18 protein-coding genes, 1 pseudogene and 2 riboswitches are annotated in these 23,163 nt (G+C 43.8%); of the genes and pseudogenes, 11 read left to right on the top strand and 8 right to left on the bottom strand.

Translation table 11 applies throughout. The features are described from left to right. Nucleotides 1–16: 16 nt before the first annotated feature. Both nirB and nasC read left to right on the top strand, forming a co-directional pair. The gene (nirB, locus tag L1611_RS08895) at nucleotides 17–2,422 is read left to right on the top strand and encodes a nitrite reductase large subunit NirB (RefSeq protein ID WP_236312713.1); all 2,406 of its coding nucleotides are present in this window, start codon (nucleotides 17–19) and stop codon (nucleotides 2,420–2,422) included. A gap of 44 nt (nucleotides 2,423–2,466) precedes the next feature. Next, nucleotides 2,467–4,872 carry an assimilatory nitrate reductase catalytic subunit NasC gene (gene nasC / locus L1611_RS08890; RefSeq protein WP_236312712.1) on the top strand — a complete coding sequence of 802 codons (2,406 nt, stop codon included), beginning with the start codon at nucleotides 2,467–2,469 and terminating at the stop codon, nucleotides 4,870–4,872. Nucleotides 4,873–5,313: 441 nt separating this feature from the next. Here nasC and L1611_RS08885 read toward each other — a convergent pair whose 3' ends face one another. The 4 genes and pseudogenes from L1611_RS08885 to L1611_RS08870 all read right to left on the bottom strand — a co-directional run bounded on the left by L1611_RS08885 (nucleotide 5,314) and on the right by L1611_RS08870 (nucleotide 8,415). Further along, nucleotides 5,314–5,862 (bottom strand): cupin domain-containing protein, encoded by a 549-nt coding sequence (locus L1611_RS08885; RefSeq protein ID WP_236312711.1) that lies wholly within the window; start codon nucleotides 5,860–5,862, stop codon nucleotides 5,314–5,316. A gap of 20 nt (nucleotides 5,863–5,882) precedes the next feature. Further along, a complete protein-coding gene (locus tag L1611_RS08880) occupies nucleotides 5,883–6,509 on the bottom strand; it encodes a methylthioribulose 1-phosphate dehydratase (protein WP_236312710.1) in 627 nt (208 codons plus the stop codon). Further along, nucleotides 6,506–7,174: pseudogene (locus L1611_RS08875) on the bottom strand (2-hydroxy-3-keto-5-methylthiopentenyl-1-phosphate phosphatase). The gene L1611_RS08880 and the pseudogene L1611_RS08875 overlap by 4 nt, the downstream one beginning before the upstream one ends. Then, on the bottom strand, nucleotides 7,171–8,415 hold the full coding sequence (locus L1611_RS08870) for a 2,3-diketo-5-methylthiopentyl-1-phosphate enolase (RefSeq protein WP_236312709.1): 1,245 nt from the start codon (nucleotides 8,413–8,415) through the stop codon (nucleotides 7,171–7,173). Before L1611_RS08870 ends, L1611_RS08875 begins: the two are co-directional and overlap by 4 nt. A gap of 221 nt (nucleotides 8,416–8,636) precedes the next feature. Next, a riboswitch (SAM riboswitch) is annotated at nucleotides 8,637–8,747 on the bottom strand. 206 nt (nucleotides 8,748–8,953) lie between these two features. Then, nucleotides 8,954–9,083: riboswitch (SAM riboswitch) on the top strand. Between the two features lie 150 nt (nucleotides 9,084–9,233). Here L1611_RS08870 and mtnK point away from each other — a divergent pair. The 5 genes from mtnK (at nucleotide 9,234) to L1611_RS08845 (ending at nucleotide 15,437) form a co-directional block, all read left to right on the top strand. Continuing rightward, nucleotides 9,234–10,442 (top strand): S-methyl-5-thioribose kinase, encoded by a 1,209-nt coding sequence (gene mtnK / locus L1611_RS08865; protein ID WP_236312708.1) that lies wholly within the window; start codon nucleotides 9,234–9,236, stop codon nucleotides 10,440–10,442. 4 nt (nucleotides 10,443–10,446) lie between these two features. Next, nucleotides 10,447–11,493 (top strand): S-methyl-5-thioribose-1-phosphate isomerase, encoded by a 1,047-nt coding sequence (mtnA, locus tag L1611_RS08860; RefSeq protein WP_236312707.1) that lies wholly within the window; start codon nucleotides 10,447–10,449, stop codon nucleotides 11,491–11,493. Between the two features lie 264 nt (nucleotides 11,494–11,757). After that, the gene (locus tag L1611_RS08855; RefSeq protein ID WP_236312706.1) at nucleotides 11,758–12,897 is read left to right on the top strand and encodes a sugar ABC transporter substrate-binding protein; all 1,140 of its coding nucleotides are present in this window, start codon (nucleotides 11,758–11,760) and stop codon (nucleotides 12,895–12,897) included. A gap of 1 nt (nucleotide 12,898) precedes the next feature. Next, the gene (locus tag L1611_RS08850; protein ID WP_236312705.1) at nucleotides 12,899–14,407 is read left to right on the top strand and encodes a sugar ABC transporter ATP-binding protein; all 1,509 of its coding nucleotides are present in this window, start codon (nucleotides 12,899–12,901) and stop codon (nucleotides 14,405–14,407) included. Between the two features lie 37 nt (nucleotides 14,408–14,444). Further along, entirely contained in the window at nucleotides 14,445–15,437 is a 993-nt protein-coding gene (locus L1611_RS08845) for an ABC transporter permease (RefSeq protein WP_236312866.1), read from the top strand. A 518-nt stretch (nucleotides 15,438–15,955) separates the two neighbouring features. Here L1611_RS08845 and L1611_RS08840 read toward each other — a convergent pair. Both L1611_RS08840 and L1611_RS08835 read right to left on the bottom strand, forming a co-directional pair. Further along, nucleotides 15,956–17,044 carry a GerAB/ArcD/ProY family transporter gene (locus L1611_RS08840; RefSeq protein ID WP_236312704.1) on the bottom strand — a complete coding sequence of 363 codons (1,089 nt, stop codon included), beginning with the start codon at nucleotides 17,042–17,044 and terminating at the stop codon, nucleotides 15,956–15,958. Between the two features lie 20 nt (nucleotides 17,045–17,064). Further along, nucleotides 17,065–17,298 (bottom strand): hypothetical protein, encoded by a 234-nt coding sequence (locus tag L1611_RS08835; RefSeq protein WP_236312703.1) that lies wholly within the window; start codon nucleotides 17,296–17,298, stop codon nucleotides 17,065–17,067. A gap of 790 nt (nucleotides 17,299–18,088) precedes the next feature. Here L1611_RS08835 and L1611_RS08830 point away from each other — a divergent pair. Next, complete coding sequence (locus L1611_RS08830; RefSeq protein ID WP_236312702.1) at nucleotides 18,089–19,027, top strand: NADP-dependent oxidoreductase; 939 nt, start codon at nucleotides 18,089–18,091, stop codon at nucleotides 19,025–19,027. Between the two features lie 54 nt (nucleotides 19,028–19,081). On the opposite strand, the gene L1611_RS08825 is transcribed toward L1611_RS08830, so the two are convergent. Further along, nucleotides 19,082–19,768 (bottom strand): ArsR/SmtB family transcription factor, encoded by a 687-nt coding sequence (locus L1611_RS08825; protein ID WP_236312701.1) that lies wholly within the window; start codon nucleotides 19,766–19,768, stop codon nucleotides 19,082–19,084. Between the two features lie 87 nt (nucleotides 19,769–19,855). Here L1611_RS08825 and L1611_RS08820 point away from each other — a divergent pair, with 87 nt between their 5' ends. The 3 genes from L1611_RS08820 (at nucleotide 19,856) to L1611_RS08810 (ending at nucleotide 21,579) form a co-directional block, all read left to right on the top strand. Then, nucleotides 19,856–20,476 carry a flavin reductase family protein gene (locus L1611_RS08820; protein ID WP_236312700.1) on the top strand — a complete coding sequence of 207 codons (621 nt, stop codon included), beginning with the start codon at nucleotides 19,856–19,858 and terminating at the stop codon, nucleotides 20,474–20,476. 270 nt (nucleotides 20,477–20,746) lie between these two features. After that, nucleotides 20,747–20,920 carry a hypothetical protein gene (locus L1611_RS08815; protein WP_236312699.1) on the top strand — a complete coding sequence of 58 codons (174 nt, stop codon included), beginning with the start codon at nucleotides 20,747–20,749 and terminating at the stop codon, nucleotides 20,918–20,920. Between the two features lie 185 nt (nucleotides 20,921–21,105). Then, nucleotides 21,106–21,579 (top strand): GNAT family N-acetyltransferase, encoded by a 474-nt coding sequence (locus L1611_RS08810; protein ID WP_236312698.1) that lies wholly within the window; start codon nucleotides 21,106–21,108, stop codon nucleotides 21,577–21,579. A gap of 653 nt (nucleotides 21,580–22,232) precedes the next feature. On the opposite strand, the gene L1611_RS08805 is transcribed toward L1611_RS08810, so the two are convergent. After that, complete coding sequence (locus L1611_RS08805; RefSeq protein WP_236312697.1) at nucleotides 22,233–23,066, bottom strand: SDR family NAD(P)-dependent oxidoreductase; 834 nt, start codon at nucleotides 23,064–23,066, stop codon at nucleotides 22,233–22,235. Between the last annotated feature and the right edge of the window lie 97 nt (nucleotides 23,067–23,163).

Genomic DNA, 23,163 nt, shown 5'->3' with positions numbered 1-23,163 from the left:
AACGGAGGGAACATAAATGGAGAAGAAAAAATTAGTATTAGTTGGAAATGGAATGGCAGGGGTTCGTTGTATTGAAGAAATTTTGAAAATCGATCCAGAAGCATTCGATATTACGATTTTCGGCCGTGAACCGCATCCAAACTATAACCGTATCCTTTTATCGACCGTACTTCAAGGGGACACCTCTATAGATGACATCACGCTCAACGAAAGAGATTGGTATGCAAAGAATAACATCCAACTCTACACAGGAGAATCTGTGATAAAGATTGATAAAGACAGCAAACAAGTGCATACAGACAAAGGGAAGCAAGTACAATACGATGAATTGATCCTTGCGACAGGTTCCTTACCATTCATGCTTCCGTTACCAGGTGCAGACAAGGAAGGTGTAACAGCTTTTCGGGACATAAAAGATTGTCAAACCATGATCGAAACGTCCCGGCAGTATGAAAAGGCCGTAGTCATTGGTGGAGGACTCTTAGGATTAGAAGCTGCCAGGGGATTGCTCAATCTTGGCATGGAAGTGGATGTCGTCCATATATGCGACTATCTGATGGAAAGACAGCTTGATCCAACTGCTTCTAAAATGCTTCAAAAAGAACTTGAGTCACAAGGAATGAACTTTCTCCTGAACAAACAGACTGAAAAGATCCTCGGAAAAGAGCGCGTGAAGGGTTTGCGTTTTAAAGATGGATCAAAAGTCTCTGCTGATTTGGTTGTCATGGCTGTCGGAATCAGACCAGACGTACAGTTAGCTAAGAACAGCGGTATCCAGGTCAATCGAGGAATTGTTGTGGATGATTATATGCAGACGGATAACCCTAATATTTATGCAGTTGGGGAGTGTGCAGAACACCGGGAAATTGTTTACGGCTTGGTAGCACCTCTTTATGATCAAGGTAAAATTTTAGCAGAGAAAATCTGCGGTGTGGAAGGGAAGAAGTACGAAGGTTCAGTGGTTTCGACACAATTGAAAGTATCAGGGGTGGATGTTTTCTCTGCAGGTCACTTTTTGGATAGCGATGATACGAATTCCATCAAAGTGTATGACGATTTTGATGGGACATATAAAAAGGTTGTAATCAGTGGGAACAAGGTTATTGGGGCTGTATTATTCGGTGAAATTAAAGAAGGGCCAAAACTATTGAGTATGATCAATAACGGCACTGATATTTCAGAACTTCCTAAGGTTTCGTTCCTTCAGGACTCGGGTGCTGAATCAACTGAGAGTGCAGTTGTTTCGATGGATAACAGTGAAGTTATTTGCGGATGCAATGGGGTCACAAAGGGTGAAATCTGTGAATCCATTGTGGAAAACGGGCTGACCACAGCTGATCAAGTAAAGGATCATACAAATGCCTCACGATCCTGCGGGGGATGTAAACCACTTGTTCAGGATCTTTTAGAATACACATTGGGTGACGAGTTTGACCAAAGTGAAATGAAGGAAGCAATTTGTGGATGCACCACATTAAGCCGTGAAGAAGTAATTGAAGAGATCAAGGATAAAAACTTAAAGTTTGTCAAAGAGATCATGAATGTCCTCGAATGGAAGAACGATGAGGGGTGCTCAAAATGCAGACCCGCACTCAATTACTACTTAGGAATGCTAAATCCTTCCGACTATGACGATGAAGAAGAATCCCGGTTCGTCAATGAACGTTTGCATGCCAATATCCAGGCAGATGGAACCTATTCTGTCGTTCCGAGGATGTATGGCGGTGTGACCAATGCCAATGATTTAAGAAAAATTGCAGATGTAGCCGATAAATATCAAGTTCCTATGATCAAATTGACTGGTGGACAACGTATTGATCTTTTGGGAATCAAGAAAGAGGATCTTCCCAAAGTATGGGCTGACCTGGACATGCCATCGGGATATGCGTATGGGAAGGCATTAAGAACCGTAAAAACATGTGTTGGCAGCCAATTCTGTCGTTTTGGAACCCAGGATTCCACTCAGCTTGGCATCGACTTAGAAAAGAAATTTGAACGTCTTAATACGCCACATAAAGTAAAAATGTCCGTGTCCGCTTGCCCAAGAAATTGTGCGGAATCAGGAATTAAAGATGTAGGAATCGTAGGGGTTGAAGGCGGTTTTGAAATTTATGTAGGTGGAAACGGCGGAACTCATTTGCGTGGTGGAGATTTATTATGCACAGTGAAGACGGAACAAGAGGTCTTCGATATCACTGCATCTTTCCTCCAATATTACCGTGAAACGGCAAATTACTTGGAAAGAACATCGAAGTGGGTGAACCGTATGGGGATCGAGCAAATCCGAGAGGTAATATTTGAAGAGGAACACAGAAAACGGTTGATCGAGCGGATGGATGAAGCATTGACGCATACAAGAGACCCTTGGAAAGAAATCACAGAAAACCAAGAGAAACAAGAAAAGTTATTCCAAAATTTATAAATATGTGTTCACTGCATTGAGTGTGTCTAAGGAGGAAAAGACGGATGGAGCGAATACAAGTAGCCAATGTTCGTGATCTGCCAGAAAAGATAGGTAAATCTATGAAAATTGGAAACTTCGACTTAGCTTTATTTAAGCTATCGAATGGAAATATACGGGCGGTTGAAAACAAGTGTCCTCACAATGGAGGTATGCTTTCTCAGGGGCTCGTCAGCGGTGACTATGTATTTTGTCCATTACACGATTGGAAAATTTGTATGAAAGAACGTATATGTGTATGTATAACAGAGCAATCAAAAGGTGGACCAGTTATGAATGATTTTCTAAGTTACTACCGTCAAAAAGAGAAAGAAACGGATACCGAAAAAGTTTCGGATACACAATGCCCTTACTGCAGTGTACAATGTACGATGCAACTCGTTGAACAACGTATTGTCGGCCGTGAAAATTACAAAGTTATCCCGAAGGATAATCCTACTTCAGAGGGCAGATTATGCATAAAGGGGTTACATGCCCACCAACACGCACTGCATAAAGAACGGATCCATTATCCTTTGTTAAAAAAGAACGGAGTGTTCGAACGGATTTCATGGCAAGAAGCATTGGCGTATATAAAGGATAAGTTTTCTGATATCCAACAGAAAACTGGCTTTGACGGTATAGGGGTTTATGGGGGAGGGTCACTTACAAATGAATCGGCTTATCTACTTGGGAAATTCGCTCGTGTGGCACTTAAAACAAAGTATATCGATTATAACGGTCGATTTTGCATGTCAGCCGCTGCTTCAGCAGCTAATGAAGCTTTCGGTATCGATCGAGGGTTTACAAACAAATTATCGGAAATCCCCTTTGCCCGGTGCATTATTCTTGCGGGAACGAACATTGCTGAATGCCAACCGACATTAATGCCGTATTTTACGAAGGCAAAGGAAAATGGTTCATTTATCATTGCGATCGATCCGAGGGAAACAGCCACTACAGAAATTGCGGATTTACATCTAAAAATTAAACCGGGCACGGATGCAGCATTAGTCAATGGTTTCCTTAAAGTGATCATGAATGAGGGACTGGCCGATGAGTCGTTCATAAATGAAAAAACAAACGGATTTCAAGAACTGAAAGAACATATTGGCACCATCTGTTTAGAGGATATTTCGACAATCACCGGAATTCCAGTTGAATTGATTCGATCTGCAGCCGTAAACTACGCTGCAAACTCAACAGGGATGATCTTCACGGCCAGGGGAGTCGAACAACAAACAGATGGTTATATGGCAGTCAGAAATTTTTTGAACCTTATATTAGTAACAGGGAAAATAGGGAAGATTGGTTGTGGTTATGGGGCTATAACAGGCCAAGGAAATGGTCAGGGAGGTAGGGAACACGGCCAAAAGGCAGACCAGCTTCCTGGGTACCGTCATTTAGAAAATGAAGAGCATCGCCACTATATTTCAAAGGTTTGGGGAATTGAGGAAACAGATTTACCTCGAAAGGGCGTTTCAGCTTATGAAATGATGGAAAAAATCGATGCTGGTGAAATCCAAGGCCTATTCGTAATGGGATCAAATCCTTTGGTTTCGAATCCCAATGCGAACTTTGTTGAGCAATCACTAAAAAAACTATCATGTCTTGTCGTTGTTGATTTATTCGCTTCTGAAACTGCAAAATTGGCAGACTTGATCCTGCCGTCAGCCTCTTACCTGGAAAATGAAGGGACAATGACGAATTTAGAAGGACGTGTGACGCTAAGGCGAGCAACCCGGAAATGTCCTGGTGAAGCAAAGCAGGACTGGAAAATCATTTGTGAGTTGGCAGCCGTCCTTGGAAAAAGTGAGTTTTTCCCATACGCTTCATCGGAAGATATTTTTAATGAGCTTAGGGAGGCAAGTCGTGGAGGGGTAGCGGATTACTATGGGATCACTTATGATCGTTTAAAGAATGAACGCGTCTATTGGCCATGCCCTGAACTAGACCATCCTGGAGAAAGTCGTCTTTTCACGAAAACGTTCACCCATCCAGATGGAAAGGGAAGATTAGTATCTGTTCAAAACAACTTTCCAAAAGAACGTCCCGACGGAGAATTTCCTCTTTACCTTACGACGGGAAGAGTCATATCCCACTATTTGACAGGTGTGCAAACAAGGAACAGTCCTACATTGAAGTCTCGGAATGTTGAATCGTTTCTGGAAATTCACCCGACTACTGCAAAGAAATATAAAATTGAAAACCAGGTATTGGTGAAAATTACATCCAAAAGAGGACAGATCACGGTGAGAAGCAAATATACGGATAAAATAAGGGAGGATACCATTTTTGTTCCCTTCCATTGGGGCGATGACCAAAATGTGAACCGGATTACACATGAAGCACTAGATCCAACCTGTAAAATGCCTGGCTTTAAAGTTTGTGCCGTGAACGTTAGCCCGGTTACAGACCTGAGTATAAATTAATCGTGGGAAGTTTGTTATAACCCTTGACACTATTGGTGTTCGGGTTTTTCTTTTGGGGATTTCTGATGAATTTCAAATGCCAAGGTAAGTAACAAATTAACATAAACCTACATTATCGGTTCATAACACTGATTGTTATCATGTACTATTTAGGACATTCTGTTCACTTTCCTGGACATTCTGTTCACTTTCGCAAATAATCTGTTCACTTCCCGGGACATTCTGTTCACTTCCCGGGACATTCTGTTCACTTTCGCGAATATTCTGTGCACTTCTCGTAATAATCTGTTCACTGCAAAACAAGGCTCTATGTACTTTTAACAATTTATTTGGTAAACCAGGTTCGTCCCAGAAACACAAAAAAGAGCTTGGAATCCAAGCTCTGTTCTTGTAATTCGTTAATGTATTTTTGCATTGCACAAGCTCTTAAATCTTTTCCGGTTACGCTTTCTGTTCCTGGAATTCAGGGTCCTTGTAAGGATGAGCTACCCAGCCGGATGGATCGATGAATAAGCGGACAGCGACCACCTGGCGATCATCCATCAAGGTGAAGAAATGCGGCGTCTCAACCGGTACGGAAATGACATCTCCAGCTTCCAATTCGACATCGAAATACCCGAGGTCATCTTGCCCCTTGATGATAAAAATACCGTGGCCAGCTGTGATTGCACGGACTTCATCTTCTGTATGCACATGGACTTGCTCGAACTTCTTCAATAAAGCTTCGAGATCTGGAGTATCTTCAGATAGCGCGACGACATCCCAGCTTACATAGCCATTCCGTTGAGCAAGTGAACGGATCTCTTCATCGAATATATCGAGTGTCTGCTGCTTCTGTTCATCATTGATCTTGCAGTTTCCTTTCAATTCGTCCGGGAGCTTGCTGGTATCCCATTTTTCGTAAAGGACACCTTGCTTCTCTAAAAATTCGCCGACTGCCTTGTCGCCATCGATCACTTCGTTCGTATTCCTGATTTTGATGACTGCCATTTTCAATCTCCTCCTTAAAATTATGAAAGACTTAAGCTTTTATATGATTTGATTTTCAGGTGATAGGAAAATAAAAATTCGAATGCCTCCAAGAATTTCTTTGCCTCAAATGCGCTTTTTCCCCAGACAGTGATCCCGTGGTTCCGGATCAGAATCCCATGAACCCCTTCACCCAGGTTTGCCGTCAACTCCTCTGTCAATGTCGGAATATCCGCATGGTTTTCCACGATCGGAACCATGATTTCTGCATCCTCATCCCATAGTCCGAAGGCTTTGATCAGCTCCTGTCCTGTAAACACGACACGCTTTTCATCGCCGTAAAGCTCTGAAATGACATTGTTGTCGACGGTGTGCACATGCAGACAGCAACTTGCATCCGTCCGCTGATAGATTTCCTTATGGATAAGCGTTTCTGCTGAAGGACGCAATAATGTTTCCTCAACCGGTACACAGTTTTCATCCACAAGGACGAAATCTTCTGCTGTCCTTTTCCGTTTATCTTTCCCGCTTGCTGTCACAAGGAACTGGAGTGGGTCGGACTGGACTTTGATTGATAGGTTTCCGCTTGTGCCAGGGAACCAGTCGCGGGCAGCAAGTTCATCTTTTACATCAGCAAGCTCATTCCAGCACTCATTCGATTTACTCATACTAGCTCCTCCTGTCTTTGTTTCAGTATTCCGATGACGTCATAGAAGGTTTCGAATGGTTTATAGACCAGGTCCAATTCACGGCATTTCTCGGTTAAAAAGCCCCTTGCGATCACCTGATCTGCCAGTTTCGCAGCTTGCAAGTCTGTAATTGAATCCCCGATCACGATCCTGTCAGATTTTTCAGGATCATAGTTTCTTAAAATCGAAGGCTTGCAGCAGCCACAGTCATTGTTGCAAAACCGATCACACGGATGCGGCCAGGTAATCCTAATCCTCTCGCCTGAGAAATCACTGCCGTTGCAGTAAATATCCTCGCGCGCAATGTCAAAAGGCTCAAGCAATCGATAGACGAAAAAATCGATGCCTCCGCTGACAATAAGCAGTTTGCTGTTCTGTTCTTTCGTAAACGCTACAAAGTCTTCAAAACCTGGCCGGAATTCCGCCTGCCGGATTGCGTATTCTTTGATATCATTTTTCAACTAGGCCGGAAGGAGGGAAAACATCTTTCCGACACCTTCACGGATTGAAATCCGCTGAGCTAAAATCGCATCCTTTAGTTCCTCCCATTCAGGTGGTGCAAACTTTTTCATGATGGCAATGATATTGTCGCTTTTCGTAATTGTACCGTCAAAATCACAAAAGATGATCGGTTGTCTGCTCATGATTTCACCTTCGCAGGACCCCATAGATCAAGCGCTTTTTTCAGTGGATCACTTCCTTCAGCCACCTGCTCCAATGATCGGCCGTCCAACACACCATCAATCGCATCACGGAATGCCCGGCCCCCAGCGTCAGCTCCGTCCGGATGACCGTGGATTCCCCCGCCTGCGTTGATGATGCTGTCGATACCGAAGTCATTGATGAGCAATTGTGTCAGTCCCGGGTGTATGCCGGCAGATGGGACAGGGAAGGCTTTTTTCAAAGGACTTTCATCTATTGTCAACGCTTCAGCAATTTCTTGGGTCTCTCCCTTATCCAGCGCTACACTTCCATAAGGTGAGGGGAACAGTACATAATCTGCACCAGCCAGGCGTAACAGTTTTCCGAGCAGGACTTTATTCGAAACACCGTAGAAGGGGGAAGGGGTAATCGCACCGCTGAATGCGGGATGCGCCATGATCGGCACATTGATTTCAGGGTCTTCCGCCAAAGCCTGCAGGGTATCCAACCCATAGGCGAATACATTGAACAACAGAGAGTTGGCGCCAAGTTCCACTGCACGCTTCGCTTTATCCTTCAAATCAAAGGTGCGTCCAGTCAAATTGACGGCATACAATGTGCGGTGGCCAGTTTCTTCATAAACTTCCTGCAAAACCTGCAGTCCGGACTTGATCCTTGATTCGAAAGGCGTCCTGTCGTTTTCGAAGAGGATTTCGTCATCCTTGACGAGATCGACACCGCCAAGTGACTGAAGACGCATTTGCTTGTCAAGGTCCTGTTGCTCCTTGCCGATCACGCCTTTGAAAATGCTCATCAGCAACGGACGGTTAAAAACACCCAGTTGTTTGCGGATACCGGAAATTCCATATTGCGGACCAGGATATTTTGAAACCAATGAATCCGACAGCTCGATATCGATCAGCTTGATTTCCCCATCCAATGAAAGCTTACCGAAGATCGTGGTCAAGATGGCAGGGATATCGTTGCTGAAATTAGCGGAAGGATAGGCGATCTTGATGATCCCTTTCGTCCGTTTTTCCCCAAAAAAGCGATCAGCCTTTTCATCTTCAGGAAGGTAGGTGACGCCAACCACCCTCCCTTTATGTATGCTCAACTGCTTTTGTTCCAAAACAGGCAGGTTCGTCCATGATCCGACGGTCAACCCGAGTGCGATCGATTCCGCTTTTTTCTCGAGACTTTCCTTTTTGTCATGCAGCAGATAGGTTGCAATGATTTCACTCATGACTTTCATCCTTTCAAGTAATCAACTATAGACTTTAAAGTTTATTAGAACCGGCACTGGCTAAAAGCATCACTTCTATGACTGAGCTGGTACTCGTACTCCTGTACGTTGAAGGTCATACAAAACCGGGTAACACAGAAATTCGCAGGTTATAAATTCGATAACCCATATGAAAAACCTCTTCCCACAAGAGGAAGAGGTCGAATGATCTCGGCTCCGTCCTCTCATCTGTCAGCTCTATGCTGCGAGAATTAGCACCTTGTTTTTAACAACAGTTAAAAGTCGGTTGCCGGGCTTCTTCGGGCTCGTCCCTCCACCTCTCTTGATAAGAGTCATGCAATTGAATTTCCAGTCAAATAGATTTATACCACGGATTATTACATGGAAAGTCATTCATGTCAATTCCTTGATTTGAATTTTTTCCACGATGCAATTGAAAAGCCTATGTTCAAATATTTTTCTTTTCTTTGGAAAAACCTGTTGACAGTTCAGAAGGTGTTCTGTAATATTCATTTCAAAGTTATCCAAAAATTTATATCTCTTATCAAGAGCAGGCTGAGGGAATTGGCCCTATGACGCCCAGCAACCGACCTTTTTGATCTATGTTCCAATAAAAGGCACGGTGCTACTTCCAACAGGATGATATTATTCATTCTGGCAGATGAGAGGGATGAAGACTACATACCTTCAACCTCTTTCATCAGAAAGAGGTTTTTTTGCACTATAAGGAAGTATAACACCTTTCCTAAGAAGTATAAGTACAGCTGCTCAGCCATCGCCAAGTTTTCTATATATTCAGAATCAGGAGGTTATCCCATATGTTAACGAAGCAATCAACCTATGAGCCTTTCACAACGGGGAAGGTCGTGGAGTACTTAAAAGAAGGAAATTACATTTCTAAGGGCAGTCCGGTGACATGTAAAGAGATCGGAGATGGAAATCTCAATTATGTTTTTCACGTAAAAGAAGAGGATACCGGAAAGTCGTTGATTGTCAAACAGGCCCTTCCATACGCAAAAGTGGTTGGCGAATCCTGGCCACTAACGCTGGACCGGGCACGGATCGAAAGTGAATCCTTGAAAGAGGCAGCAAAATATGTACCCGATCTTGTTCCACAGGTTTATGGGACAGATGAGGTATATGCTGCTACGATCATGGAGGATTTATCAGACTATACCATATTGAGAAATGGGCTGATTGAAGGAAGAAAGTATCCGAAACTGGCTAAAGATATCGGGACATTCATCGCCCATACCTTGTTCCATTCATCCGATTTCGGGTTGGAACCATCTGAGAAAAAGCTTCTTGCGACGAGATTCGTGAATCCTGAACTCTGTAAAATCACGGAGGATCTCGTATTTACAGATCCATTCTTCGATCATGACACCAATGATTTTCCTGAGGAATTACATCCCGAGGTCGAAGCCTTATGGGAGGATGATGAACTGAAGCTTGAAGCAGCCAAGCTTAAACATCTGTTTCTTACGAAAGGGGAAGCGCTGATCCATGGCGATCTGCATTCCGGAAGCATTTTTGCCACCGAAGACTCCACGAAAGTGATCGATCCTGAGTTCAGCTTTTTCGGTCCGATCGGATTCGATGTAGGTGCCTTTATCGCCAATCTGATCCTGAACAGCCTTGCCCAGGAAGCTCGGATTGAAGATGAAACTGTTCGTCGTGATTTCCAAGGCTATCTGCTCGATGTCATCAAAGAAACCTGGAACGTCTTTACGGCAGAGTTTACGAGGTTATGGGTTGAAAAAGGGATAGATCCGTTCCTTTCCGTACCTGGCTATCTCGATGCTGTATTGGATGACATCCTTCAGGATACGGTAGGATTTTCCGGTAACAAGATCATCAGGCGGACGATCGGCCTCTCACATGTAGAGGACGTCCATGGCATCGAAGACCCGGAAAAACGGTTGAATGTCCAACGAGAGGCACTCAAGACCGGTAGGCACTTGATCCTTAACCGACGTAATGTAAATACCATCGAAGACCTCATCAACCTTATAAAAGGAGTTTGACAGAATGATAGAAACAAAATTCATCCGATCAGTCAGCTGGGAAAACGATCGAGTCGTGCTGCTCGACCAACAAAAGCTGCCTCTCAAAACCGAATACATCCACCTTGATGATATAGAGGGCGTGTGGGAAAGCATCCATTCATTGAAAGTGAGGGGAGCTCCAGCGATCGGAATTGCTGCGGCATTCGGTCTTGCACTCTGGGCGAACAAGTTTCCGGGTCATTCGATTGAAGATTTCAAAACAGGTCTCCAGATACAGCGGGATTACCTTGCAGGTTCCCGGCCGACAGCGGTCAACCTATTCTGGGCGATCGATCGGGTGGTTGCAGCTGCATCCCTGGCGAATACCATCGATGAGGGAAAACAGATTGTCCTGGCAGAAGCCCTTAAAATCCAAACCGAGGATGAAGCAGTGTGCAGAAAGATTGGTGAATATGGCTTATCACTGCTTCAACAAGGGGATACCGTCCTGACGCACTGCAACGCTGGCGGGATTGCGACTGCCAAATACGGAACAGCTCTTGCACCTTTTTATCTCGCGAAAGAACAGGGTATCAACCTTTCCGTTTATGCGACAGAAACACGGCCCGTCTTGCAAGGGGCACGCCTGACAGCCTGGGAGCTACATGAAATCGGAGTGGATGTCACCCTGATCACGGACAACATGGCAGCACACGTATTGAAAAACAAGGTCATCTCAGCCGTAATCGTCGGTACAGACCGGATTGCAGCAAATGGGGATGTCGCCAATAAAATTGGGACACTTGGACTTGCCGTGCTTGCAAAAGCGTTCAATATCCCATTCTACGTTGCTTCACCTTTATCGACGATCGATTTGACCGTTTTATCCGGGGAAGAAATTCCGATCGAGGAACGAAACGGAGATGAAGTGACTCACTGGAACGGCACACGTGTAGCGGCCGAGGGAGTCAACATCTACAACCCTGCATTTGACGTGACGCCGCACGAATATGTGACAGGAATCATTACCGAAAAGGGCATCATAACAGGGAACTTGAAAGAGGGGTTGTTTAAAGTGAAAACGTCATAAAAGGAGGAGATGCAATCCGCAGCTTCCTGTCACTTTTAATAGGATAAGATATTTTGCGGTGAAGAAATGTCCAGCTCCACGGTCCAAACCACTTGGCTCACTAAAGTTTCTCCTGCGACGGCGACAGCCTCCTCGTCGGAGACCTTCGTGACTGAACAGGGCGATTCCGCTTTTCTTGATGTCCAGCTCCACCGAAACAGGGCTTTACACTTTTTTAACCAAGTATTCCGATGAAAAAACGGAGAATAATGAGGGGGAAAACCATTGAAACCATTTAAAACAGCATTCATCTTTCTTATACTATTTACCTTGATCCTGTCGGCTTGTACAAATGAGCAAGATACTGTAGCACCACAAGATACGGCGAAGGCGGAAAACAATGACAAATCAACAGAGGAAAAGGAGAGCACCTCTTCTGGTGATGTTTCAGCAGATATTCCTGAAGGCGTACAAGAACCTTTGAAAATCGCAGCGATCATGCAAATGTCGATCGGGACATTCTCCTCGCAATATGTACAAGGAGTAAAAGAACAGGTCGAAGCATTCGGTGGCGAAGTGCAGATCTATAATGCCGACAATGATCTTTCGAAAATGGCGACACACCTTGAAACGGCAATCAACCAGGGTGTCGACGGAATCTTGATCGATCATGGCCGTGCAGACGCACTTGAAAGCGGGGTAAAAGAAGCACTGGATAAAGGGATTCCAGTCGTAGCCTTTGATAGTGATCTGAACCTGCCAGGTGTGACGGTCATCGACCAGGACGACTACAGCCTAGCCTGGAGTTCATTGAAAACCCTCGCCCAGGATTTGAACGGGGAAGGGGAGATCGTCTACGTCTGGGTCGGCGGATTCGCCCCGATGGAGCGCCGTAATACGATCTATAAAGCCTTTAAAGAACGATATCCGAACATTAAAGAAGTCGCGAAGTTTGGAAATGCGACTGCAAACACAGCGCTTGATACGCAGAACCAGATGGAAGCGATCCTGAAAAAATACCCGGATGAAGGGGATATCGATGCGGTATTCGCTCCATGGGATGAATTCGCGAAAGGTGTAACCCGGGCACTGGAGCAGGCTGGACGTACAGAAATCAAAGTGTATGGAATTGACTTGAGTGACGAAGACCTTCAGATCATCCAGAAGGAAAACAGCCCTTGGGTAGCGACCGCAGCCACCGATCCAGCTGAAGTCGGCCGGGCTCAAGTCCGCTTTCTATACCAGAAGGCAGCTGGAGAAGAAACACCATCCATCTATTCATTGGACCCGCATCTCGTCAAACAATCTGAACTTCCTGATCAAACGATCTCCATGGGTGAAATCGGTGAGTATGTCAACGGATGGGGGAGTTCTGATGCAGGTGTATCCCCATGGATGAAATCATTAGAGGAAAAGGCCAAATAATATGAGCCAGTTGATCATGCGGAACATCAATAAACGATTCGACAAGATGGAGGTCCTCAAGAACGTTACATTTTCGGTCAAGGCTGGTGAAGTCCATGCGCTATTAGGTGTGAATGGTGCTGGCAAAAGTACATTGATGAAAATCCTTGCCGGTGATTATGAAAAGGATGGAGGGACGATCGAGATGGATGGAAAGGAAATCGCGATCGGCTCCCCGTCGGATGCTAAACGGCACGGAATCGGGATCGTTGTTCAGGAAGTGGATACCGCCCTTTTCCCGACTTTATCGATAGCTGAAAACCTCGTCATTGATGATTACACGAGCGGTTTCAAACTCTCGAGGTTATCGTGGAGGTCGATCCGAAAACAGGCTGAGGCGATTTTAACAGAGATGAACATCCTGCTGGATGTCAATAAACAGGTGGCAGATTGCAGCTTGTCTGAAAAACAAATGATCCTAATTGCCCGTGCAATAGCAGGCAATGTACGTTACTTGATCCTTGATGAACCGACTGCTCCTTTGAGCGAAAACGAAACGGAGACCCTCTTCAGGTTGATCAAAAAGCTTCGTGAAAAAGGCGTCGGTATCATCTACATCTCCCATCGTATGCCTGAAATTAAAAGGATCAGTGACCGATTCACGGTTTTAAGAGACGGTAAACTGATCACAACTGAAGAAATAAAGAATACGACGACAGGGCAGATCATCCGACAGATGCTCGGGAAATCGCTTCAGAACGTAAAACGACAACCGAAACCGATCTCGCCCAACACACTTCTTGAAGTGAAAAAGCTCCACGTTCCTGACACAGGTAAAGAAATCACCCTTAAAGTCCATGAAGGGGAAATCGTCGGGATTGCAGGTTTGGTCGGGGCAGGGAAAAGTGAAACAGCGAAAGCGCTGTTCGGAGCAGGAAGTGCGAAGGGATCCTGGATCATCAACGGGAAAGACAGGAAAATAGTTTCACCCTATGATGCCCTCAAACATGGGCTGAGCCTCGTACCTGAGGAACGCAGGAAGGAAGGGATCGTGACTGGACACAGCGTTGCTCACAATCTATCGCTTCCATCCTTAAAATCCTTCACGAAATTCGGCTGGCTCCAATTGAAAAAAGAAAAGGTTTTTTCCAAGGATAAAATAAAGCAACTTGGAATTGTCGCACCGTCCGAAGAAAGCCTTTTAAAGAATTTGAGCGGCGGGAACCAGCAGAAGGTTGCGATCGGTAAATGGATTTCACAGGACCGGAATGTCTTCCTTTTCGATGAACCGACTAAAGGGATCGATGTCAATGCGAAAAGGGAGATCTTCCAATTGATCGATTTACTTGCCGGCCAGGGGAAAGGAATCGTTTATTTTACAAGTGAAATAGAGGAACTGCTCCTGATTGCAGACCGGATCCTTGTCATGTATGACGGGGAGATAACATCGTCATTCACTGGTGCAGAAGCTACACGTGAAAATATCATGCAAGCAGCTACTGGAGGGAAGCTAAGTGAAACAAACAGTTGAAGTCAAAGGGCAATATTCTCCAGGAGCGAATTTCGTTATCAAGGAAAAACTCGTCCATTTTCTTTTCAGATATGGAACACTTCTAGTCATCGCCCTGTTGATTTTATTTTTCAGCGTCACGAACGAACGGTTTTTGACCTACAGCAATTTCACCGATATTTTACGATCGATTTCCATTGTTACGTTGGTGGCGCTTGGTGTCACCTTCACTTTGATCGTCGGTGGATTCGACTTGTCTGTTGGATCGACGGTGAGTTTGGCGACGATCGGAAGCGCTGCAGCACTTGTCTGGTATCGCCAGGAATTGCTGATCGCCCTTCTGATTCCGTTATTATTGGGGCTCGTGGTCGGCTTGATCAATTCCTTCATCGTGGTCAAAATAAAAATACCCGATCTACTTGCAACACTTGCAGTCATGTACATCGTCAACGGGATCCAGCTAACCTATACGAAGGGATTCTCGATATACAACAACATGCCGATGGCCGATGGAGGAACAGCTCCTGGCGTGTTCATACCTTCCTTCCTGTTCATCGGGCAAGGTAAACTGTTTTCGATTCCGTTCCCTGCCATTCTGATGATTTTCTTCGTTATCATCGTCCATTTGTTTTTATCGTACACAAAAGCGGGGAGACTGTTATATGTGACGGGTGCGAATCGGGAAGCAGCCCGCCTTTCTGGAGTTCCTGTCGAACGGTACCGGATGTATGCTTATGTGTTGAGCGGATTGTTCGCATCCATCGCTGGAATCGTACTCGCTTCAAGAATCGGCACTGGCCAGATCTCTGCCGGAGCACCACTCCTTATGGACGGGGTCGCAGCAGCATTGATCGGTTATTCCGTCCTCGGACAGGGGAAACCGAATCCGTTCGGCACATTCATCGGAGCTGTCTTGATCGGGATCCTGCTCAATGGGCTGACGATGATGAATGTACCTTACTACGCCCAGGATATCGTCAAAGGAACCATCCTTGTCGCAGCACTAGCCTTCACCTTTTATCAGAAAAAAGCAGCAGATTTTAAAATATAGAACGATCCATTAGCTTATTAAAAAAAGAAACCAACGGAGAAAACCGTGAAGGGTACCGATTATAGGGTGCATGACTATAAATCACACTTAGGAAGGGGCTGTCCCATTAGTGTCTGACTCTCACCGTCCCTAGCAACATTTTGAGAAAAAGTGTGTTTTTGAAACAAAATGTTGTGTGGTGGTGTCTGACACAATTGTTTTGGGACAGCCCCTTTTGCTTTAAAGGATAAGAAAGCATAAAAATTTTGGTTGCGGTGAAGAGATGTCTGGCTCCACCGCCCAACCACTTGGATCACTTCAGTCCTCCTGCGGCGGTCGACACATTGATTTAGTTCGAAGTGTTTGCCCACGCAGAACCGAACTTTGTTTGGTTCGAGCCTACTCGTCGGACTTCCAGTGACCTTCGTGGCTGATCAGGGCGTTTACGCTTTTTTTAATGTCTAGGTCCACCTCCTATCTGTATAAATGAATACGATTTTCAGCTTTCTTTCTTGTCCTTCAATCACATCACTTATAAGTTAAACGTACCTTCGAACTGCAGCTATCCCTAACAAAAGCAGTGGAATAAAAAGCCCGAATGTTAAAGCGTAAGATGGCCATACATAGAGAACAACGCTAGCTAAATAGACGATATTGGGACTGCTTACAAGGGAAAGAACAATAAGAATCATCCCTAAAGGGAATACAAGCATCCGGTACTCTTTTAGGTTTAAAATTTGGGCAAGACTTAAAGTAGATACAAAAAAGCAAATGGTCAGTTTATAAAAGATAGAAATAAACCACACGATTGCTACGATGGCTTCTATCCTTTGCAAAAAATCACCTATATTTATTTTTTGGGCCAGATAATAGCTGGGGTATAAATTTCTCGTCGTTTGATCTGCACCAATAACCAGGATAGTCAGAGCCGTCAGCACGATTAAAATCACTCCCCCCATCCAAGTTCCCATGAGAAGAGCCTTTCCAGCTTCTTTTGGTCTATTCACATAGGGGAAGATCATCAAGAAAAGAACCAGCTCAAGGAAAGGAAAACCGATAATTAGAAAGGAACTACGTAGTACGGGATTTATTCCCTCTTCAAGAATCGGCTGCATTTTTTCCAGCTCGATTTGAGGAGAAATAAAGATGACAAGCAATAGGAAAAGAACGATAAACCACGGAAAAAAAAGTTCTGCCGAGCGCGCCAAAGTTTCGAGCCCAAGGCGTGTACCCATAAGAACAATCAGGAGAAATAGGATATGGATGGATTTGATCGGCGTTTCCGGCATGAATTGCGTTGTAATGAAATCCCCCATATTGCGAAGAACGAGTGCTGCCAGGAGAAATGAGAAAGTAAAAAACAAAAAAGAGATGACTTTTCCGATCCATTTTCCAAGTATTTTTTCACTATATTCAACCAAAGTCATATCGGAATATAAATTTCCTAGAGAATGATATAACCATGCTAATAAAACCCCTACTACCACTCCAAGAATTGCAGCTAACCAAGCATCCTGTTTGGCTTCGGAAGCAAGCATGGAGGGGGCCAATATGAAAGAGCTTCCAGTCGTAAACATAAACACCAATACTGTAAATTGCTTACCGTCGATTTTACCGCTTTCGAGCATCTCTTTCCCTACTTTCCTTTCTACCTTAATATACCGAAAATAAAATCACTGATTGGCTTATAAATAACATTGATCCAATCCATAGGATTCGGGATAACGACCTGCAATCCCTGAGCTATATTTAACCCTGTCCCAAAAAGGAGCAGGATCCCAAATACCCATAATTCCTTTTTTAATCCTTTTTTCAACAGGGAAGGAGCTTCGATAAGCACAATCACAATAACTACTAAAAGAGTTCCTAAGATTACAATCATACAGATTTACCCCTTTCCTTCTTCTAGGAAGGATTGCCCATTGTACCTACTCGTCGTATTTGACATCTACCTCACCTGTACGGGAAATTTCACAAATTCCTGAATACGGTCGTTTGGTGTTATTTATGATAGGAAGAGGAGTGTGTTTCATCCTGAATCAACTCTTCAATATTATCGCTTTCAAACCAAAAATGAGGTTATTGGAATGTTTTTTCTTAATTGAGAAATTTTACATTAGTATAGTGTAACACTTATTTTTGAGATTTATTCTATTCTCATCTTCCAATTTTCCGTGTCCGTTTTTTAGTCTAGCTTCACTCTGACTATTAAACTGTTCACTTTTCGGAATTATCTGTTCACTTCTGGACTTAATCTGATCACTCTCCGAGGTAATCTGTTCATTTTTCGAAATAATCTGTTCACTTTTGCCATTATTCTGTTCAAATCAGTAACGTATCTTTTTTGCCTCCACTTCATGTTTTTCTCTCATCTATAAAGGGTAGATTTTTATATAGAGTTGAGTTGAAATCGATTAGTAAAGGAGTTTTGCGCTGAATCAAATAACACGGGATTGGACAGAATTAGTTCAAACCTATGAGAAATTAGATGAAAGTGAAAAGAAGAATGTTCAACAGAATTATCCGTTTGCTAGTGATTTGAGTGAGTTGGAGAACATGGCAGCACAATGGTATGATACGGTAAGTTAACTTTAAGAGAAAAAGAAACTAAGTGAAACCTCCTGGACTGGGGGTTTTGCTTTGGAAAAAACATAGAGATGGAGTGAAATGGAATGAAAGCAATCGTTATAGAACAATACGGCGGAAAAGATCAGCTCATCGAAAAGGAAGTTACGACTCCCACTCCGGGTGATGGCCAAATCCTGATTGAAATGCACGCAACGTCCATAAACCCGATTGATTGGAAGCTGCGAGAAGGGTATTTGAAAGAGATGCTTCCTTTCGAATTCCCGATCATTCTGGGTTGGGATGCTGCCGGAACTGTAAAAGAGATCGGCTCTAATGTTTCCCGCTTTAAAAAAGGGGATAAAGTATTCTCAAGGCCGGCGACCACAAATAAGGGGACTTATGCCGAATATGTCATAGCCGAGGAGTCATTAGTCACGAAAATGCCGGAAAATCTGGAATATGGCGAGGCTGCATCTGTGCCTCTCACCGGTTTGACGGCATGGCAGTGCCTATTTGATTTTGGCGGAGTAAAAGAAGGCGATAAGGTGCTGATCCATGCTGGTTCTGGAGGGGTCGGAACGATAGCGATCCAACTGGCCAAGAATGCTGGAGCGTATGTCGCGACTACCGCAAGTGAAAGAAACATCGAGTTCCTGGAATCACTAGGGGCTGATGAAGTCATCAATTACAAAGAAACAGACTTTAAAGATATACTGCATGACTATGATTTCGTTTTGGATTCCCTCGGGGGAGATATACAGGAAAAAAGCTTCGAGGTCTTGAAAAATGGGGGCAGACTTGCCTCGATCGTCGCTCCCCCGAACGAAGATCTTGCTAAACTGAAAGGCGTCAAAGCAGGCTTTGTATGGTTGGAACCTAATGGAGAACAACTCGATCAAATAAGGAAATTGATTGAGGAAGGTAAAGTCAAACCGCATGTCGGCCATACGTTTGAATTCTCTGAAGAAGGCCTGCGAAAAGCTCACGAACTCAGCGAATCACACCATGCAAGAGGAAAAATCGTGATACCGATAAAAGCATAATGAAACAAGTAAGCCACAGGCAATCGATCCGTCTGTGGCTTTTGCATTATACATCTACATTTCAATGTTAAACACTTCCTGAAGACCTGTCTTTCCTGTTGTGGTGACTTTGACAGCTCGAATGGTCGGCACCCGTTCGATCCATTTTAAATCAATAAGTCTTTCTAAAAGGGCATTTCCGACAGCCCCTGCGATGTGGTGACGCCTTTCACTCCAGTCCAAACACTTATGAATATAGGTACGACGCTTCTTTCTAACCTGTTCCAGATCGATTTCAAAATCATGGAAGAATGTTTCCCCTTCAGGAGTCAGGTTGAAGGTATTATCCTTATGTTCGAGGAAACCATGATCAAGCAATGAATCTGTCATTTTGACACCTAACTGCCCGGCAAGATGATCATAACAGGTTCGTGCATACCGAATGGCTTTATCATTTGTCGCCTGCTTGAATGATTTCACTTCAACTTTTGGAGCTAAAGACAAAAGTGATTCCAACACTTCTGCAACTTCATAGTTTTCAAGACCGTAGTATCTGTGTCTACCATGTTTTTCTACACGAACGACATTTGCCTCAATCATCTTCTTCAGATGGAAACTTGCCGTTTGGGGTTTGATTCCAGCGGTATAAGCAAGGCTGCTGGCGGGATGAAACCTGCCATCCAGCAATGCGGTCAGTATGACAGCACGGGATGGTTCGCTGATCAGCTTTGCGACTGCTGCTATATTTGGGCCAGCATTCATAATGATCCCTCCTATGTAATCCATATTTCGATGATAATGGAAACATCTATGTTTTACAATAGGGATATACAAAAAGGAGGCATTTATATGAACCAAATAGCTGAATTCTGTGAAACCAGGACCATCCATCCTAAAATCCTTTATTACGGAACACCGGTAATTTTATTGGTGACACTTAATGAGGATGAAACCGTCAATATCAGTCCTATGTCCTCTTCCTGGGCTTTGGGGGATATTCTTGTCCTGGGGATTGGTGTCGAAGGGAAGGCTTATGATAATTTGAATCGTCATGCAGAGTGTGTTATTAATATTCCGGGTCCTGCCCTTTGGGAACATGTCGAATGTCTGGCTCCGTTTACGGGGAAAGATCCTGTCCCAGTATCAAAGCAATCGATCGGGTTTGCATATAAAAAAGAAAAATATGAAATCAGCAATTTGACTCCAGTCCAATCGGAAAGTGTTAGACCGACACGTATACTTGAATGCCCGATCCAAATTGAAGCGAAAGTTCTGAATATAAGAGTCCCAGAATATCAACAAGGAATCGCGATTGTGGAAACGCAGTCTGTCCATGTTCATGCACATGAAAATATCATCAAAGAGGGGAATCATATAGATCCAGAAAAATGGAGCCCACTCATTTATAATTTCCGCCACTACTTCGGACTAGGTGATCAATTAGGTAAGACGTTTCGAGCGGAAACATAAGAAAAAGATCACAGAGTGTAGAGAAACCAAGTGTTTTTCTGCACTTTGTTTGTCCATTAAGAAAGTATAACTTTTCAGCGATGCAGTTAACCGACGTAGCAGAAAAGTGTATGAACGAAGTATAAGAGCTGCTAAGGCTCAGCCTTCGCCAAAGGCTTGGCAAAGCCCGAGTTTTCTTTATCCAAAATTTTAAAATTACGATCTGGAATTTTATGCTAAAATTGAAATGAAACACTCTCCCTGAACGGAACAGCAGAAAGGAAGGTTTAGATGGATCAAAAGATATTTAACTTGTGGATGGTCGTCATCGCTATTATATCTGTTTTTACTGGAGAAATCGTTACATTTATGATGCTTTACCTTGTCATATTCACCTTAAGAGAAATCAATAAAACAATACGATCGTTTTATGAAGATTGGAAAAATACTCGCCTCATAAAGTGAGGGTAGTGATTCGATAAGTACAGATGTACAAGGTCAATCCTGCAAACCCGCCACCGACGATCATCACCTGATAATCCAATCCTTTCACCACCCTTACCGATAAATTTCTTTTCCGCTTCTCATAAAGAATAAACGTTGCGATATCGTTCTTGCTGAGTCAAGATTAAACCAGAGGAGGGTTTAAAATGGAAATTCGTCAAATGAAGAAAACAGATTACGAAATCGTATCGCCATTGCTTGATGAGTGGTGGGGTGGAAGGCAGATGTCAGGTATGGTACCCAAACTATTCTTCAACCATTTCAACAATACTAGTTTCATAGCTGAACAGGATGGTAAAATTGTCGGCTTCCTAATAGGGTTTCTGTCCCAATCGTCTCCAGAAGAAGCCTATATCCATTTTGTCGGGGTCGATCCGGATTACAGGAAATATGCGATTGGCAGAACACTTTACCATCGTTTTTTTGAAGTTGTGAAAGAGCATGGAAGGAACACCATCCGTGCCATTACCTCACCGGTGAACAAAGGTTCGATCGCCTATCATACGAAAATGGGGTTTGAAATCGAAAAAGGGGACACAGAAGTGGATGGAGTCTCCGTATTTGCTGATTACGATGGTGCTGGTAATGATAGGGTCCTATTTGTAAAAAGATTATTTTAAAAACAAGGATGGATTATAAGGTGCTGAATAATAGGGAGTTGTGAGGGGAAGTCAATTTGAAAGGGTTTATATCACTTCAGTATTTATACGATTATCGTTATTAGCTGGTTGTTCATTGAATTCTCCTAAAGTCCATCAGGCAGATGTGGTGGAATGGAATGATAAAGGATTGGCAAAAGAGGAATACATATTTGTAGAACGAAAACTTTATCGCGTTAGGGACTAGATATCAATTCGCTCGAAACCAATCCGACCAAAATGATCGCTAGCAAAAATGCTGGATTCGATAACAACACTTTAACTCTAAATTTAAGACGTTTAAAAGGTTTATACAATCGATCAGCGAGACGATAGATCGGCACAAGAACAAGCGCGATTAACTGCGGTGATTAGATGGGCAGTAGAAAAAGGCGCATCTCTTCTTGAAGGAGAGGACGCCTTTTTAAAAAGATAAGTAGTTTTGTTTCAACGAAGAAATATCTAGCTCCAATGCCCTGCCAGTTAGCTCACTTCAGTCCTCCTGCGGCGGTCGACACATTGATTTTTGATCGAAGGATTTACCCACGCAGAACCGAACTTTATTTGGTTCGAGCTCCTCGTCGGACTTCCAGTGACTTTCGTGGTTGATCAGGGCGTTTGCGCTTTTCTTATCATCAAATCTTAAAGGGCGGAATCCAACGACCGTCAATATCTGTGAATTGATACTCTTTTGCAAGGTCGCCTATTCTCAGCACTTTTCCGTTTTTCTCCATGACATTCGGATCGCTTGCCAATGCCACTATTCCTCGACCGATATATAAAGGTGATTCAGTTTTTTCCAACCCGTCAGATTCATGCCAGTGCTCCTCATCAGTGTCATGATGCTTAAGCACAAGCTCTGTCCTCATCCATCCAGGTGATACAGCAAGAACAGCGATATTGTCTTGTTTCAGTTCAGTCGATAATCCAAAAGCCATCCTGGTCAATGCATTTTTCGCAAGATCGTAGTAAAAATGGCCAGTGTATTTATAATCGTCCCAAAAGGTTGTATGGATAATGAGTGCTTTCTCATTTTTCCGAAGCAGCGGTACAGCAAAGTGATTGGTCGCCAATTGTGCCCGTACCCCTGCTGTGAACATCGTATCCCAATGTTGTAACGGCAAATCCCAGAATGGGGCTGGTTCAATAGAGAGATCATGTGCTCCCCATACGTTATTGACGAGAATGTCAAGTTTGCCTTGTTCTTCATGGAGTTGGTCAATCACGGATTCCGTTTCCTTGTCTTTCGTATGGTCACATTGGACGGCAATACCCTTGCCACCTGAAGCTTCGATCTGTGCGACAGTATCATCGATCGTTCCCGGCCAATCATTCGTCGATTTTCCTTTCACACTTCGACCGGTGACGTATACCGTAGCGCCAGCTTTTCCTAGTTCCAAAGCGATGCCACGACCCGCGCCTCTGCTTCCCCCGGTAACCAATGCAATTTTCCCTTTTAATGGTTTCATAGTCTCAGTCCCCCTTGTAAAGAATATCTTCAGTTTAATTGATAATACCTGACAACCTGTGTCATATTTAAAGAAATAAATTCCGTTTCCCTTTAAT

This window comes from Pseudalkalibacillus salsuginis (genome assembly GCF_021646685.1).
In the GTDB taxonomy this organism is placed as follows: Bacteria; Bacillota; Bacilli; order Bacillales; family Fictibacillaceae; genus Pseudalkalibacillus; species Pseudalkalibacillus salsuginis.
Note: the sequence above shows the minus strand (reverse complement) of the source record. Positions and strands in the feature narration are given on the sequence as shown.

Excerpts from the sequence above, each read along its gene's own strand:
- nirB (WP_236312713.1), top strand. The coding sequence starts at position 17 with ATGGAGAAGAAAAAATTAGTATTAGTTGGAAATGGAATGGCAGGGGTT.
- nasC (WP_236312712.1), top strand. The coding sequence starts at position 2,467 with ATGGAGCGAATACAAGTAGCCAATGTTCGTGATCTGCCAGAAAAGATA.
- L1611_RS08885 (WP_236312711.1), bottom strand. The coding sequence starts at position 5,862 with ATGGCAGTCATCAAAATCAGGAATACGAACGAAGTGATCGATGGCGAC.
- L1611_RS08880 (WP_236312710.1), bottom strand. The coding sequence starts at position 6,509 with ATGAGTAAATCGAATGAGTGCTGGAATGAGCTTGCTGATGTAAAAGAT.
- L1611_RS08870 (WP_236312709.1), bottom strand. The coding sequence starts at position 8,415 with ATGAGTGAAATCATTGCAACCTATCTGCTGCATGACAAAAAGGAAAGT.
- mtnK (WP_236312708.1), top strand. The coding sequence starts at position 9,234 with ATGTTAACGAAGCAATCAACCTATGAGCCTTTCACAACGGGGAAGGTC.
- mtnA (WP_236312707.1), top strand. The coding sequence starts at position 10,447 with ATGATAGAAACAAAATTCATCCGATCAGTCAGCTGGGAAAACGATCGA.
- L1611_RS08850 (WP_236312705.1), top strand. The coding sequence starts at position 12,899 with ATGAGCCAGTTGATCATGCGGAACATCAATAAACGATTCGACAAGATG.
- L1611_RS08840 (WP_236312704.1), bottom strand. The coding sequence starts at position 17,044 with ATGCTCGAAAGCGGTAAAATCGACGGTAAGCAATTTACAGTATTGGTG.
- L1611_RS08835 (WP_236312703.1), bottom strand. The coding sequence starts at position 17,298 with ATGATTGTAATCTTAGGAACTCTTTTAGTAGTTATTGTGATTGTGCTT.
- L1611_RS08830 (WP_236312702.1), top strand. The coding sequence starts at position 18,089 with ATGAAAGCAATCGTTATAGAACAATACGGCGGAAAAGATCAGCTCATC.
- L1611_RS08825 (WP_236312701.1), bottom strand. The coding sequence starts at position 19,768 with ATGAATGCTGGCCCAAATATAGCAGCAGTCGCAAAGCTGATCAGCGAA.
- L1611_RS08820 (WP_236312700.1), top strand. The coding sequence starts at position 19,856 with ATGAACCAAATAGCTGAATTCTGTGAAACCAGGACCATCCATCCTAAA.
- L1611_RS08815 (WP_236312699.1), top strand. The coding sequence starts at position 20,747 with ATGGATCAAAAGATATTTAACTTGTGGATGGTCGTCATCGCTATTATA.
- L1611_RS08810 (WP_236312698.1), top strand. The coding sequence starts at position 21,106 with ATGGAAATTCGTCAAATGAAGAAAACAGATTACGAAATCGTATCGCCA.
- L1611_RS08805 (WP_236312697.1), bottom strand. The coding sequence starts at position 23,066 with ATGAAACCATTAAAAGGGAAAATTGCATTGGTTACCGGGGGAAGCAGA.